At 38.3% G+C, this 13,434-nt stretch carries 13 protein-coding genes (1 of these 13 only partly in view); 4 read left to right on the top strand and 9 right to left on the bottom strand.

Translation table 11 applies throughout. The features are described from left to right. The 9 genes in view from wecG to wecA are tightly spaced (at most 12 nt apart) and all read right to left on the bottom strand, a layout consistent with a single transcriptional unit that may run on beyond the window. Nucleotides 1-667, bottom strand: partial view of a lipopolysaccharide N-acetylmannosaminouronosyltransferase gene (gene wecG, locus A6B43_RS05215; protein ID WP_124211466.1) — the 5' portion only. It extends 56 nt beyond the left edge of the window; the window shows 667 of its 723 coding nt (coding positions 1-667); the start codon lies at nt 665-667; the stop codon falls past the left edge of the window. Then, nucleotides 660-1,949 (bottom strand): ECA oligosaccharide polymerase, encoded by a 1,290-nt coding sequence (wzyE, locus tag A6B43_RS05210; protein WP_124211465.1) that lies wholly within the window; start codon nt 1,947-1,949, stop codon nt 660-662. The genes wecG and wzyE overlap by 8 nt, the downstream gene beginning before the upstream one ends. After that, complete coding sequence (locus A6B43_RS05205) at nt 1,940-3,004, bottom strand: TDP-N-acetylfucosamine:lipid II N-acetylfucosaminyltransferase family protein (protein WP_124211464.1); 1,065 nt, start codon at nt 3,002-3,004, stop codon at nt 1,940-1,942. The genes wzyE and A6B43_RS05205 overlap by 10 nt, the downstream gene beginning before the upstream one ends. An 8-nt stretch (nt 3,005-3,012) precedes the next feature. After that, nucleotides 3,013-4,152, bottom strand: a complete 1,140-nt coding sequence (rffA, locus tag A6B43_RS05200) for a dTDP-4-amino-4,6-dideoxygalactose transaminase (RefSeq protein ID WP_124211463.1) — start codon at nt 4,150-4,152, stop codon at nt 3,013-3,015. Between the two features lie 11 nt (nt 4,153-4,163). Further along, nucleotides 4,164-4,880: a GNAT family N-acetyltransferase gene (locus A6B43_RS05195; protein ID WP_170152439.1), complete on the bottom strand. Its 717-nt coding sequence runs from the start codon at nt 4,878-4,880 to the stop codon at nt 4,164-4,166. Next, nucleotides 4,877-6,106 carry a UDP-N-acetyl-D-mannosamine dehydrogenase gene (wecC, locus tag A6B43_RS05190; RefSeq protein ID WP_124211461.1) on the bottom strand — a complete coding sequence of 410 codons (1,230 nt, stop codon included), beginning with the start codon at nt 6,104-6,106 and terminating at the stop codon, nt 4,877-4,879. The genes A6B43_RS05195 and wecC overlap by 4 nt, the downstream gene beginning before the upstream one ends. Then, on the bottom strand, nt 6,099-7,247 hold the full coding sequence (wecB, locus tag A6B43_RS05185) for a non-hydrolyzing UDP-N-acetylglucosamine 2-epimerase (RefSeq protein WP_124211460.1): 1,149 nt from the start codon (nt 7,245-7,247) through the stop codon (nt 6,099-6,101). The genes wecC and wecB overlap by 8 nt, the downstream gene beginning before the upstream one ends. A gap of 9 nt (nt 7,248-7,256) precedes the next feature. Next, nucleotides 7,257-8,081: a transporter gene (locus A6B43_RS05180; RefSeq protein ID WP_124211459.1), complete on the bottom strand. Its 825-nt coding sequence runs from the start codon at nt 8,079-8,081 to the stop codon at nt 7,257-7,259. 12 nt (nt 8,082-8,093) lie between these two features. Then, entirely contained in the window at nt 8,094-9,161 is a 1,068-nt protein-coding gene (gene wecA / locus A6B43_RS05175) for a UDP-N-acetylglucosamine--undecaprenyl-phosphate N-acetylglucosaminephosphotransferase (RefSeq protein ID WP_124211478.1), read from the bottom strand. A 151-nt stretch (nt 9,162-9,312) separates the two neighbouring features. Between wecA and hemL the strand changes: the two genes are divergently transcribed. The 4 genes from hemL to A6B43_RS05155 all read left to right on the top strand — a co-directional run bounded on the left by hemL (nt 9,313) and on the right by A6B43_RS05155 (nt 13,392). Further along, nucleotides 9,313-10,593: a glutamate-1-semialdehyde 2,1-aminomutase gene (hemL, locus tag A6B43_RS05170; RefSeq protein ID WP_124211458.1), complete on the top strand. Its 1,281-nt coding sequence runs from the start codon at nt 9,313-9,315 to the stop codon at nt 10,591-10,593. Between the two features lie 93 nt (nt 10,594-10,686). Beyond that, the gene (menD, locus tag A6B43_RS05165; RefSeq protein ID WP_124211457.1) at nt 10,687-12,399 is read left to right on the top strand and encodes a 2-succinyl-5-enolpyruvyl-6-hydroxy-3-cyclohexene-1-carboxylic-acid synthase; all 1,713 of its coding nucleotides are present in this window, start codon (nt 10,687-10,689) and stop codon (nt 12,397-12,399) included. Beyond that, nucleotides 12,399-13,181 carry a 2-succinyl-6-hydroxy-2,4-cyclohexadiene-1-carboxylate synthase gene (menH, locus tag A6B43_RS05160; RefSeq protein WP_124211456.1) on the top strand — a complete coding sequence of 261 codons (783 nt, stop codon included), beginning with the start codon at nt 12,399-12,401 and terminating at the stop codon, nt 13,179-13,181. Before menD ends, menH begins: the two co-directional genes overlap by 1 nt. After that, nucleotides 13,159-13,392 carry a zinc ribbon domain-containing protein gene (locus A6B43_RS05155; protein WP_124211455.1) on the top strand — a complete coding sequence of 78 codons (234 nt, stop codon included), beginning with the start codon at nt 13,159-13,161 and terminating at the stop codon, nt 13,390-13,392. Before menH ends, A6B43_RS05155 begins: the two co-directional genes overlap by 23 nt. Nucleotides 13,393-13,434: the final 42 nt, after the last annotated feature.

The raw sequence follows: 13,434 nt of genomic DNA, 5'->3' as shown, positions 1-13,434 counted from the left end.
GCCAACGAGTAGGCTGTTTTAACAAACGGTAAAGCCACTCTAATCCCAGTTTTTGCCAGCAAATAGGTGCTCGTTTAACCGCTCCTATAAAAACATCATAGCTTCCACCAACACCCATATATAGTGCGTTAGGGTAAGCTCCTTGTGCTTTTTGCATAAATAGTTCTTGTTTCGGCGAGCCTAATCCAACCGTAACTACTTTTGCTCCACTCTGTTTTATCTGCGCAATTACAGAATCTTCTTCACTTTCAAGGAAATAGCCATCTTGATACCCAACGATATTAACACCTATCGTCTGCAATTTTGCAAATGTATTAGATAAAGTAACCGCTGTTCCGCCGAGCAAAAATACGGGAATTTGTCGGCTTGCACAGCGTTTCATTAGTGAAAACCATAAATCAACGCCTGCAATCCGTTCGATATTACGATATTTCGGATATTTTTTACGAATAGAATAAACAATACTTATACCATCAGCGTATTTATATTCTGCATCAGCAATAGATTGTCGAATTTCATTATTTTCTTCATTTAGAATTACTTTTTCCGCATTGATTGCAACTAATTTGCCAAACTTTACATCTTGTTCATTGATTAAAAAATCAAGCAATGCCTGTTGGTCTCGCATTGCAAATAGCTCAATGCCTCGAATGATCGCTTTATTCATCTGACTTCCTTTTCGTGATTAAGAACGCCAATAACCAGCACATACAAAATATCACACTAAAAAATACCCAACGCGAGATAAATGCTTCCGCCCCCTCTCTAACTAATACCATCAAATTAAACAAATTTGCCAAACAATATGCTTGGATTATTGGATCATTTTGTAACCGTCCATAATCAAACAAGCGGTCAGTTACTGATAATAACCCACCAAGCAACGCCATACCTAGCCCAATTACAGGAAATCCCCCCATAATATAGAATGAACCTAATAAGGTTGGAGAAATAGCTAGACCTGATTCATTCCCTAATACTATTTTTGTGAAATAATTTGCGGTATTCCACACAATATCTGGTCGCTCAGCCCACAATGATTTTGGAATATAGACATAAAAATCTGCCACTATTGGCATTAACCCCTGAAATTTGATTTCAGATCCTAACAACTTAGCCAAATTTTCCCACGGGGAAAAAGTATCTCGAGTTAGATAGAGAAAAGCAAACCAAGCATCACTCCCTTGCACGTCCAATTTATAACGAAAGAGTGCTAAGAAAAACATAGCAACTACAACTAACACACCCGCAGAAAAAAACCAAATTATCGAGAAATATCGATATATCCAGCCAAGAAGTAAAAACAATGCAAATGCTAATACAATATTCGCTCGTGTTCCGCCAACAGCAAGATAACTCAATATACCGAACCCTATTCCTAAAACTAAAAATAGCCACCAGCGTTTTTTACTTGGGTAAATAAAATAGAGAATTAACAACGCAGGAAAAAAGAAATAGAAAAAACGTTTCAGTGCGACAATGTGTACTAATGGTGAAAAAATTTGACTATATTTTTCTAAACGAAACAGTAATAAGCCATTAACTGCAATAAAATAGCCCAAACTTATAGCTGCCACCAAAAATAGTAAACAAGCGGTAAGTTTCGCTCTTTTCTTTACATTTATGGCTACATCAAAATTCTGTACAACGCCTAATTTTTTACTACCCGTTATCTGAAAAAATTGATAACTCAAAAAATAGATTAAATAGCCGATCATTGCCACTGCCAACGCAAAAAATAATGTCTCTATTTGAGGCAAAGGAATACCAAAACCAAACTGCAACCCCAGCGAAAACGGAAAACCAAGAAAAAACGTGACAAAATAAATTACGCTAAAAATTAGATGAAAAGAGAAATATGCCCGCTGATAGGCTTGATAAATCACTACTCCAATGGAAAATACACCTAATAGGTAAAAATTTATCAATAAAAAATCGGCTATTTGCATAAGATCTCCAACCATTCCTTAACATAATTTTTAGGGAAAAAATGAATAAGTGACTTATCTAACTGCTGTAACTGCCGTTTTATTTCAGCTATTTGATCATAGGAAAGCTCTGCAATTTCTTCCACATACAGAAAAGGAATGTTTTGCGAAATTAAATCAATACAAAATGGGTTTTTTCGGCTTAATGCAAATGGAATATTCAATGCAATGAGTAAACAAATCGTCCCGACTCCCTGCTGTCGTTCAAATGGAAATACCCCGAAGTCACACTGAGCAAGCTGTTCTAAATAAACATCAAATGGTAATTTTTCACTTAACAGTTGTACTACCTTTTTTGTAAATAATTTTTCAGATACTTGTGCTACCGTTTCAATATAGGCTTGATTTCCTTGTGGATATCCCATTGGAATAATAATTTTTACGGCTTTTTCAACATTACGCTTGGCAAATAATTTCAACTGACGTAATCCGAGCAAATGCTGGTTAGCTTTATCGCCCGAATTACCAAGTAATAACGTAAAATGGCTGTCTATTTCAGCTTTAGGAATAGGCAACTTATCTGGCATTTTGGTTGGGAAATAGAGTAACAAGCGGTTAGATTGTGGGTTAATTTTGCTAAAATAATAAAGATCGCCAGCTGTTCCACATATATTCATCAGCCGTTTTTGTGCTAACCTACGAACAGGGTAAAACAGTCGAAACCGCCAATTCTTTGACGTTTCGTACAAATCTGCCCCCCAAATATGCCAGTAACACTGTTCAAGCGGTAATTTTCCAAATAATATTGCAAACCATAGCCAAACATTATATTGCCCGTGAAAAAAAAATCTAATCATTGGATCTTGCTTCGCTTTTACTGTTACTGCTTTTGCAAGGGCTTTTTGATTAGAAAAAATCGTTAGTTCTAAGGTAGGAAATTCATTTCGTAATGTTTCATTTCCAACCACAAAAAAATGCGGAGGTGATGGAAGCTGTGGCAAAAGTTCCCGTTCAAAAAACGCCAATACTGTATAGTTATGATGAGAAATATCCGAACCTAAAATATGTAAAAACATTTTCTAACCTATTCATCACGCTCAAAATAATGCAATGTAGTTTCAATCACTCTCTGTTGATCCTGATAACTTAAATTATAAAATAGCGGTAAACGCACTAATCGCTCACTCTCTTTTGTGGTAAAACGATCTTCTCCAACAAATTGCCCAAACCGCTCACCTGCGGGGCTTGAATGTAGCGGAATATAGTGAAAAACTGTTAAAATTCCATTCTGTTTAAGATAATGAATAAACGCCGTACGATCTGCAAAATCACGCAATTTTAACCAAAAAAGATGTCCATTTGCCTGACAATTTTGTGGGATAATCGGTAACTCAATCCGATCTTTATGTTGATAAAAGATCAATGCTTGTTGATAATTTTGCCATAGTTCTAACCGCTTGTTATTGATTATTTCCGCCGATTGTAACTGAGCATAAAGATATGCCGATTGCAATTCAGAGGGTAAAAAACTAGAACCGAGATCACGCCAAGTATATTTATCTCTTTCGCCTCGAAAAAATTGGCTACGGTCTGTGCCTTTTTCACGAATAATTTCAGCTCGCTCAATCAATTCTTCATCATTGAGCAGAATTGCTCCGCCTTCTCCACCCGCTGTATAATTTTTTGTTTCGTGAAAACTAAAACAACCAATGTGTCCGATAGTACCAAGGGCTTTTCCATTATATTTTGCCATTACCGCCTGTGCGGCATCTTCCACCACCCATAGCTGATACTTTTCTGCCAACGCCATAATTTTATCCATTTCACAGGCAACACCTGCATAATGAACGGGAACGATTACTTTAGTCCGAGCCGTAATCGCTTGCTCAATCTTATTTTCATCAATATTCATTGTATCAGGACGAATATCAACAAATACGATCTTTGCCCCTCTTAGCACAAACGCATTTGCCGTTGAAACAAAAGTATAACTCGGCATAATAATTTCATCATCGGGCTGAATATCGAGCAATATTGCCGATAATTCCAAAGCCGCAGTACAAGACGGTGTTAATAACGCTCTTTTTGTCCCAAAATGATGTTTAAACCACGCTTCGCATAAACGAGTAAATTCGCCATCGCCCGACAGCCGATTATTCGCCATCGCTTTCTGTATATAGTCAATTTCCGTACCTAATTGAGCGGGTTGGTTAAATGCAATAATAACAATGCCCTCTACGCTATTTCACGATAAAACCAATAAGCACTGTGCCATAACATTGCCCCAAATGACTGATAAAGCCTCATCGCACGTTGATTACTTAATTGTGTGCTAATCAATAGAAAATCTATTTTCTCTGCTTGGTCTGAATACTTTTCTTGTAAAAATACAACCACACTATTCAGCAATTTTTTACCAATACCTTTCCCTTGAAATTCGGGCGAAACCGCTAATAATCCAATTTGTACTGCTCTTTTCGTTAACCGTAAACTTACAATGCCTTTGGGTATTTCATTTTCTACTATCAATAAGCAAGCATCATCAAAAACGCCTACTACTGCATTCTCTAGCCATTGTTGGTAAAAACGCTGATTTTCTTGTAATGAAAAATAAGGCTGGCGAAAGCGAGTTTGGGAAAATTGTTCACAAACCCAATGAAGTTGAGAGAGATCCCGCCCAGTTACAAAACGACAATTACAAGCGGTTCGATCCACTGAAATTTTTGCAAGATCTAACCGAAAGGTTATCTCCGTTTCAACCAGTTGAAACTGCTGTTGCTGTAAGTAATGGATTGCCTGCCAATCTGCTGTTGTAACTTTGGCTTGTAACAAGCCCTGTGGCAAAGTTGAATTGAGGTTTACATCGTTCTCAAATAGATTTTGCTGTGGATTTACGTTATAAATCTCTCGCCCGAAAAAATTACTTTCCCACTGATTTCGCTCAATTTTCACAACCAAATTCCTTTGCTATCCACAACCCATTTCTGACTAAATGTTACTGATTTAAACGACTGATGATCAACTAACAGCACTAAAATATCCGCTTGTTGTAATGCGGTTGTAAGTGAAACCAATTCTACTTTTCCGCACAAGACATCAGGTAGCTGGGTAATATGTGGCTCAACGGCCAATACTTTTCCTCGATGCCAATCTGCTAATTTTTGCGTAATTTCCAGTGCTGGGCTTTCTCGTAGATCTCCCACATTAGCCTTAAAAGCAAGCCCAAAACAAGCGGTCGTTATCTCAGATAATTTGCGATCCGTTTTAGTTGCACAATCTGCCACTGCCAATTTTATTTTATCTAAAATCCATTCTGCTTTATGATCATTTACTTGACGGGCTGTTTGGATAAGTCTTGTATTTTCTCGATCTTGGCTAATCAAAAAATAGGGATCCACCGCAATACAATGTCCACCAACACCTGCTCCTGGTTGTAAAATATTTACCCGAGGATGTAAATTTGCGAGGCGGATCAATTCCCATACATCAATGCTAAATTGATCACATAACATTGAAAGCTCATTAGCAAAGGCAATGTTTACATCTCTAAAACTGTTTTCAGTGAGTTTACACATTTCAGCTGTACGGCTGTCTGTGGCAATACATTGCCCTGTTACAAAAAGTTGGTACAAACTGACCGCTTGTTCAGTACTTTTAGGGGAAATGCCCCCAATAATACGGTCATTGCGGAAAATTTCCTGCATAATGTTGCCTGGTAACACTCGTTCAGGGCAATAGGCTAAATAAATTTCGGGTAAATCTGCTCGTTCTTTATTTAGCCATTGATATACTTGTTCAGTTGTTCCGATGGGCGAGGTAGATTCTAATACCACCAAATTCCCCTGTTTGAGTAAAGGGGCAATCATTTTGATAGCATTTTTGATATAACTAAGATCTGGCTGATTATTTTTTAATAATGGCGTAGGAACAGCAATGATAAAAACATCAGCAGGTTCTGGCGTTTGAGTAGCAAAAAATTTCCCAGAACTGACCGCTTGTAATAAAGCTTGAGTAATATCAGGCTCATCAATCGGTGATTTACCCTGATTGATCTGCGAAACAATATGCTCATTTACATCAACCCCAATGACCATTCTACCTGTTTGAGCAAAAACTACCGCAGTCGGTAAGCCAATATAGCCTAAGCCCATTACACAAATTCGATTAAAATTACACATTTTCTAGGTTAAAAATCTGTTTTAGATGAGCCATAATTCGTTTACACGCCTTACCATCACCATAAGGATTTTGTGCATGGCTCATCGCTTGATAAGCATCACTATTCATCAGTAACTGATTAACCTCAGCGACAATCGCATTGGTTTGTGTGCCGACTAATTTTACTGCCCCGACATCAATCGCTTCTGGGCGTTCAGTAATATCTCGCATTACTAATACGGGCGTACCTAAAGAAGATGCCTCTTCTTGTATTCCGCCCGAATCTGTGAGAATGAGATACGCACGATCCATCAAGTAAATAAATGCTAAATACGGTTGCGGTTCAATCAGAAAGAGATTATCTATCCCTTGCAATATTCGATGAACTGGCTCAATAACATTAGGGTTTAAGTGAACTGGAAAGACAATCTGCACTTCTGGGTGCTGATACGCAATTTCAGCTAAAGCTAGACAGATACGCTCAAAGCCACCACCAAAATTTTCTCGGCGATGACCTGTAACTAAAATCAATTTTTTCTGCTCATCTAAAAAAGTATAGTGCTGAGTAAATTGTGTGGTAAGCGATTGGTTGTTTCGCATTTTTTTTAGCCCATCAAGCAACGCATCAATAACTGTATTACCTGTTACCCAAATATTCTCCGTTGGAATATTTTCTGCCAATAAATTCTGTTTGGCTTGCTCTGTTGGAGCAAAATGGTAACGAGCTAATACGCTTGTTAAATGGCGGTTGCCTTCTTCGGGGAAAGGCGCAAACAGCTCCCCGGTTCTCAACCCTGCTTCAATATGGGCCACTGGAATTTTTTGATAATAACACGCTAAGGTTACAGCAAACGTTGTTGTTGTATCTCCATGAACAAGCACAAGATCAGGTGAAAAATCAGATAATACCGTAGGCAAATCCAATAAAATTTGAGCAGTTATTTCATTTAATCCCTGTGTCGATTTCATTATGTTTAGATCAAAATCTGGCTGGATGGAAAACAGCTCAAGTACCTGATCAAGCATTTGACGATGCTGTGCGGTTACACACACTTTCATTTCAAAGGCAGGATCATTGTCTAACATCACGACGAGAGGCGACATTTTTATCGCTTCAGGACGAGTTCCAAATACCGCAAGGATCTTGATCTTATTCGACATTATTAACTTTTATTTAGAGGCATTACGAAAATTCAACAAAACGATGCCAAATAACCCAAATACAAGCCCAGCTAATGCCCCAATCATCACCCATAAAGATTTATCTGGTGAAATTGGCGTAGTCGGTGTTGTGGGGACTTGTAGTAAACGAAATGCAACAAGATTTTCATCTAACGGGCTAACAGACCTCATTAAATTTAGCTTACCAGACCAATCTTGTTTAGCAACTTGTTCGCCCGTTTGAATTGGGCCTAAATTATTCTCAGCGGCATATTTCACTTGTTGGAATAAAATTTTCCATTTCTGAGTAAGCTCATTCTTTAATATCTGCCTGGTTTTTTCTGTAATAAAAAGAATAAAATTTGTTAGTAATAATTTCGCTTTTTCAGGATTTTCTAACGTAACACTAAATTGGTTATTCTTCTCATCTAATTGAAAATGAGGAGCAATCTGCTGCGCAACCGTGTCTATGGGCAAATTTTGAGCGGAAGCTTGCTGTTTTACAACCTCGGATTCCGTTAGGTATAGTTTTAATAAATCGGGAGAACTTAAATTACGTTTAAATTCTGCATAACTTTTTTGACTTATAGTTTGTTCAACTTCAGCCATTTTCTCTCCCTGAAGTAACGCATAGGTTGTTGCTAATGAATAATAATTTCCCAGTTCAATCACCGTAGGAGCATCAAATTTAATCGTTGAACGCCATTGTGATGTTTTCATTTCGGACAATCCCCAGCCCGTTCCAGCCCCTATCCCAACACAAGCGGTCAGAAGGAGTAAACTTTTGACAATTTTTCTACCAAAAGAAAAAGAAGACGATGGTATATCTTGCATTGCAATTATCTCCTAATGCATTGATTGTTTTTTACGTAAACGGCGTTTATGACGGCGGACAAAGCGTGTAAGCCGCCATGCGTGCATAATCGAATAAGAATAGAGGAAAAATAAGATAATAAAACAGAGAAACATTACCCATTGATTCCAGTAATACATTTCTCCTAACACGCCGAAACTAGCACATAATGCTGCCCCAATAGTAATAACGATAAGAGCTTCTCGAGAGGTCAAACCTGCTCGCAACATTAAATGATGAATATGCAAGCGGTCTGGTCTGAATGGACTTTTACCTTTCTTCAAACGGCGAAAAAAGACAGCAACCATATCAATAAGCGGTACGGCAATTAACCATAATCCAGTGATTGGGCTAATGGCGTGTCCTTGTCCTTGGGTGCTGAGCAATAAAATCCAGATAATGGTGAAACCAATTAAAGTACTGCCAGAATCTCCCATAAAGACTTTCCATTTTGAACCAAATACATTCAAATTAAACAAGGCATAGGGCAATAACACACAAATAATGGCAAAGCACCAGTAAGCTAGCGTATATTGATTATCCACCCACATTAAGATACCAATACCAGCAAAACTCACACTCGATAAGCCTGCTAATAAGCCATCAATACCATCAATCATATTGAATGCATTGATTATACCAATAGTAATCAACACTGTTAGCACAATGCCTAAAGAGCCTAATTCCAAACTAAACGGAGCAATTAACTGCCCTAAACTCGCAATAGATAAACCGCTATAAATCATTGCACCAGCCAAAGCTGCCTGAATTCCAGCTCTTAAAAAAGGGCTTATATCAAAACGATCATCCAACACACCAATAATAAGTAAAATCGTTACGGCAGTTAAATATAATTCAGGAAACCGCATCTGTTCCCATTGCATTATATAAAAGGTGAGATTACCAATAAATAAAGCAATACCACCAATCAATGGAACAATTCCTTGATGACGCTTACGGAAATTCGGCTTATCCACTAAACCTATCCGTTTAGCCACAGGACGCATTACAATCAGTGATAAAAAAGACATCATAATAACGGACAGAAAAGTCAGCCACATAAACATAATTTGCCTTTATAAAAGCCTAAAAGAATAGCGTTCAGCATAACATAACCGCAAAAACTCTCAATTTTTTTCATACTGTTCGCAAGGATTTTCCCTATTTTAAAGTACAATATCGCAAAATTTATCAATATTTAAGGAATATTCAATGACATCATCTGCAACTTTATTTGAACAAGCTCAAAAAGTCATTCCCGGTGGAGTTAATTCTCCTGTGCGTGCCTTTAAAGGCGTAGGCGGTACACCTGTATTTATCGAAAAAGCACAAGGGGCTTATATCACAGATAGCGAGGGAAAACGTTATATTGATTACGTTGGCTCTTGGGGACCAATGGTATTAGGACATAATCATCCTGCAATTATCAATGCAGTATTAGAGGCTGTACCAAATGGGTTAAGTTTCGGTGCGCCAACTGCGATTGAAATTGAATTAGCCGAATTAGTCTGTAAATTAGTTCCTTCTATCGAAATGGTCAGAATGGTTAGCTCAGGCACAGAGGCTACAATGTCGGCTATTCGTTTAGCCCGTGGCTACACAGGTCGAGATAAAATTATTAAATTTGAAGGCTGCTATCACGGACATTCGGATTCATTATTAGTTAAAGCAGGCTCAGGAGCGCTAACACTTGGTCAGCCTAGCTCACCAGGCGTGCCAGAAGATTTCGCTAAGCATACGCTCACCTGTGAATATAACAACTTAGATTCTGTAAAACAGGCATTTGAACAATACCCTGATGAGATTGCCTGTTTAATTATTGAGCCTGTGGCAGGAAATATGAATTGTATTCCACCCAAAACAGGTTTTTTACAAGGGTTACGTGAGCTATGTACCCAATACGGTACAGTATTTATCATTGATGAAGTAATGACGGGCTTCCGTGTCGCATTAGGTGGCGCTCAAAGCCACTACGGAGTTACTCCTGATCTCACTACCTTAGGTAAAATTATTGGCGGTGGTATGCCCGTTGGTGCTTTTGGTGGTAAAAAAGAAATTATGCAATTTATAGCTCCAACTGGCCCTGTGTATCAAGCTGGTACATTATCGGGCAACCCAATTGCAATGTCCGCAGGATTAGCCTGTTTAACCGAGCTTGCAAAAACTGGCAATGAGCAGTTGCTTGCAGAAAAAACTAAAACATTAGCAGAAGGGCTTAAAACCTTAGCAGATAAACACGCTGTTCCTTTAACTGTTCAATATGTTGGCGGTATGTTTGGGCTATTTTTTACCGAAAAAAATAAAATTGAACGCTATCAAGATGTAATGCAATGCGATGTTCAAGCCTTTAATACATTTTTCCATAAAATGTTAGAAAAAGGCATCTATCTTGCTCCATCTGCTTTTGAGGCAGGATTTATGTCGCTCGCTCATAGTGATGAAGATATTGCATTCACATTACAAATGGCGGAGCAAGCTTTTGCGGAAATGTAAACAAATTGCACAACAAGCGGTAAGATTTAACGAAAAGCTTGCTAATTTTTGCTATAATTAACCTATTTTGCAGTTACCACTAAAAAAACGAATATGAACAACACTAGCACTTTCAACCGTTCTTGGTCGCACGTGATTTTAAATGCATTATTACGCTATGGCGTAAAGCATTTTTGTATCGCGCCGGGCTCACGCTCTACACCTCTCACTCTTGAAGCCTTGCAGTTGCAACAACAAAATTTAGTGGACTGCCATAGCCATTTTGATGAGCGAGGTTTAGGTTTTTTTGCTTTAGGGATTGCTAAAACAACCCAAGCTCCCGTTGCAATTATTGTTACGTCTGGAACAGCTGTCGCAAATTTATTGCCAGCCGTGATTGAAGCCAGCCTTACTCATCACAAACTTATTGTTCTTTCAGCCGATCGTCCACCAGAACTCATTGGCTGCGGAGTAAATCAAGCGATTGAACAGCAAAATTTATTTGGTAACTACCCGCTTGTTAACCTCAACTTACCAAAACCCTCAAGAGATTTCAGCCCAAACTGGCTTATTTCTGTTGTGGAACAAGCCTGTAACGAGCAAAGTCGACAAAATGGTGTCATTCATATCAATGCGCCTTTCGCTGAGCCTTTATATGAAGCTGATGAATCCGCAATTACACAAGATCCTTGGCTGACACCAATCCAACGTTGGCTCAATCAAGGCGCTAAAACTAGATGGATCGATCAACAAGATACGCAACAAGATGTATTAATGCACGAAAATTGGGATTACTGGCGAACAAAACGAGGCGTTGTCGTTGTAGGTAAATTGCCATTAGAACAAGGTATGGGGTTGAAACTGTGGGCAGAGACACTAGGTTGGTGCTTGATTAGCGATGTACAATCAGGTATTGAGGCAAGTCTACCGTTTGCGGATATTTGGTTATCAAATAAAACTGTTGAACAACGCCTATTACAAGCAGATATTGTTATCCAATTTGGTTCTCAAATCGTCAGTAAACGAGTCAATCACTTTTTAGCAAATTTCAAAGGCGAGTTTTGGCTAGTTGAGCAATCTCAAGATTACATTAACCCATTTGCACATCATCAAACACGTTTTATTGCTAAAGCACACCATTTTACTCGTGTTCATCCACCACTTAGACAGAAACCGTGGCAACTTGAACCATTAGCCCTATCACAATTTTGTGCCAAATTTATTGAACAACAAATTGGCGGAAATTTGAATGAAGTCTCTCTCGCTCATCATATTGAACGAGTTCTACCTGCAAATGGCAATCTCTTTTTAGGTAATAGCCTATTTGTCCGTTTAGTTGATGCGTTATGTAAACTCCCTGAAAATTACCCTATTTATACCAATCGTGGGGCAAGCGGCATTGATGGTTTAATTGCAACAATGGCAGGAATCGCAAAAGGTTCGAATGCTCCAACCGTGGGTGTTATTGGCGATATTTCCGCTCTGCACGATCTCAATTCTATTGCTCTACTACGCCAAATTACGCAACCAACCATTCTATTTATTATCAACAATAATGGGGGAGCAATTTTTGATATGCTACCAGTCGATCCTGTCGCAAAAGAGAAATTTTATCGCTTATCGCATAATCTTGAATTCTCACAAATAGCGACAATGTTTGGCTTGGAATATTTACGCCCGTATACTTGGGCAGATTTAGGCACCAAACTCAAACAAGCCTATGCACGCAAGGGCGTTACGCTAGTGGAAATTAAAGTCAATGACCAAGAAGGTAGTGCTTTATATAAAGGTATCATTGAACAAATCTCTCAAGCAATTATTGATTAATGCTCGCCTACCAATGGTATAAAAAACGTGGCAAGCCTGTTGTGTTTCTACACGGCTTGCTCGGGTCTAAACAGGATTGGGAAAAATGCTTCGATTATTTGCAAATAATTCCCGAAATCCGACCGCTTACCCTTGATCTCCCCTTTCATGGTGAAAGCCAAAATATTCCTTGTACTAATTTTGCTGAAATGCGTCAGCTACTACATTCTACACTCAATAATTTACTGGGTAATGAGCCATTTTGGCTTGTCGGTTATTCACTCGGTGGACGATTAGCCCTAGACTACACATTAAATAATCGTAATCCTAAACAGCTCGGTACGGTGTTGGAAGGTACAAATATTGGTTTAAATTCTGAGCAAGAACGCGCAAACCGCTGGCAAAATGATTGTCATTGGGCAGAACGTTTTCGAACAGAGCCTATTCGAAACGTATTAACAGATTGGTATCAACAGCCTGTGTTTAGGCAATTAAGTACGAACAAGCGGTTAGATCTTATCAATAATCGACAAAAGAATAACGGCTTACAAATTGCACATATGCTCAAAGCTACAAGCCTTGCTAAACAAGAAAATTTTAGTGGTAGTACTTGGGAAAATATTTATTTTCTAATTGGAGAACAAGATAATAAATTTCAACAAATAGCCTATCAAAACAATCTGCCTTATCGGCTTATTTCACATGCTGGGCATAATACCCATTGGGAAAACCCTAAAGAATTTATGCAACAACTTCGTATTATTATGGAAGAAAAAAATAATGGCACTACATCGCTGTCCTGAATGCCGCCACAAAATCAGTGAATCTTCCACAGTTTGTATTCACTGCGGTTTTTCATTTAGTGAAAATAATATGGCAAGTTATACACAGAAATTAGAACAACGCCGTTTACATAATGAAGAAATTAACCGAAAAAGCGTTAAATTACATTTGATTTGGCTAATCATTTTTACTTTAGTTATTGGTATTAGCGCTTACTTTAACCAATATTAAAAATGGCAACCAATGCTGCCATTTGTTATTATTTAGTGTTCA

It is taken from the genome of Vespertiliibacter pulmonis, assembly GCF_013377275.1.
Classification (GTDB): domain Bacteria; phylum Pseudomonadota; class Gammaproteobacteria; order Enterobacterales; family Pasteurellaceae; genus Vespertiliibacter; species Vespertiliibacter pulmonis.
The sequence above is the reverse complement of the archived record's forward strand: the minus strand, read 5'-3'. Positions and strand labels throughout refer to the sequence as shown.

What these genes read in the sequence shown, in the direction of transcription:
- wzyE (WP_124211465.1), bottom strand. Translation starts at nt 1,949, where the DNA reads ATGCAAATAGCCGATTTTTTATTGATAAATTTTTACCTATTAGGTGTA.
- A6B43_RS05205 (WP_124211464.1), bottom strand. Translation starts at nt 3,004, where the DNA reads ATGTTTTTACATATTTTAGGTTCGGATATTTCTCATCATAACTATACA.
- wecC (WP_124211461.1), bottom strand. Translation starts at nt 6,106, where the DNA reads ATGTGTAATTTTAATCGAATTTGTGTAATGGGCTTAGGCTATATTGGC.
- wecB (WP_124211460.1), bottom strand. Translation starts at nt 7,247, where the DNA reads ATGTCGAATAAGATCAAGATCCTTGCGGTATTTGGAACTCGTCCTGAA.
- A6B43_RS05180 (WP_124211459.1), bottom strand. Translation starts at nt 8,081, where the DNA reads ATGCAAGATATACCATCGTCTTCTTTTTCTTTTGGTAGAAAAATTGTC.
- wecA (WP_124211478.1), bottom strand. Translation starts at nt 9,161, where the DNA reads ATGTGGCTGACTTTTCTGTCCGTTATTATGATGTCTTTTTTATCACTG.
- hemL (WP_124211458.1), top strand. Translation starts at nt 9,313, where the DNA reads ATGACATCATCTGCAACTTTATTTGAACAAGCTCAAAAAGTCATTCCC.
- menD (WP_124211457.1), top strand. Translation starts at nt 10,687, where the DNA reads ATGAACAACACTAGCACTTTCAACCGTTCTTGGTCGCACGTGATTTTA.
- menH (WP_124211456.1), top strand. Translation starts at nt 12,399, where the DNA reads ATGCTCGCCTACCAATGGTATAAAAAACGTGGCAAGCCTGTTGTGTTT.
- A6B43_RS05155 (WP_124211455.1), top strand. Translation starts at nt 13,159, where the DNA reads ATGGCACTACATCGCTGTCCTGAATGCCGCCACAAAATCAGTGAATCT.